We start from the raw sequence: 789 nt of genomic DNA on the forward strand, positions 1-789 counted from the left end.
TTAGACCGTGTCCTACGTGGTGAGGCGGATGAGTCGCTTGTAGCAGCAGAGGGCGGCGGCGAGTCCGAGAAAGGCCAGGTAGTTGCGGGGATCGCGTTCGTAGCGGGGGCTGAGTCGGCGATAGCCGGACAGCCAGGACATCGTTCGCTCGATGACCCACCTGCGGCGCCCTAATCGCTCGCTGGACTCGATGCCTTTGCGGGCGATGCGCACGCCGATGCGCTTCCCGCGGAGCCATCTGCGCAGGTCGGCCCGGTCGTAGGCTTTGTCGGCGTGCAGGCGCTGGGGCTTGAAGTGGCGGCCGCGGGTGACCCTCCACCATCGGCTTCAGTCCTTCGCTGTCGTGGACGTTGCCGGCGGAGACGCCGACGAGGAGGGGCAGGCCGTTCGCGTGCCCCTTTTTTAGCGCGGACGTGGGCGGTGTCGAGGACGACGCGGGTGACGTCGACCAGGCCGGCGTCGTCGAGCCGGTGCAGCACGGCCTCGTGCAGTCGGCCCCAGACACCGGCTCTCGACCAGATCAGGAACCGGCGGTGAGCGGTCGACTTCGACACCCCGAAGCACGGCGGCAAAGCCCGCCAGGCGCAGCCGCTGACCAACACGTAGATGATGGCGGCGAACAGCGTCTCATCAGGCGTGTCCTGCGTTCCCCCGCCCTGCGGACGCACCCTCGATGGAGGGATCAGCGGCTTCGCGATCTCCCACAGCCCATCCGGAACAATCCAACTCCACGTATCCCGCCCCATGACCTGACCAACGAACCACCGCCACATAGGACACGGTCTTAGT

Annotated in this window: 1 pseudogene; it reads right to left on the reverse strand. The window is 67.0% G+C overall.

Features of this window, described 5'->3' with window-relative positions:
- Positions 1-12: 12 nt before the first annotated feature.
- Positions 13-746 (reverse strand): annotated as a pseudogene (locus tag OO52_RS50630) (transposase).
- Positions 747-789: the final 43 nt, after the last annotated feature.

The sequence above is a fragment of the Streptomyces flaveolus genome, assembly GCF_000716535.1.
Lineage (GTDB): Bacteria > Actinomycetota > Actinomycetes > Streptomycetales > Streptomycetaceae > Streptomyces > Streptomyces flaveolus_A.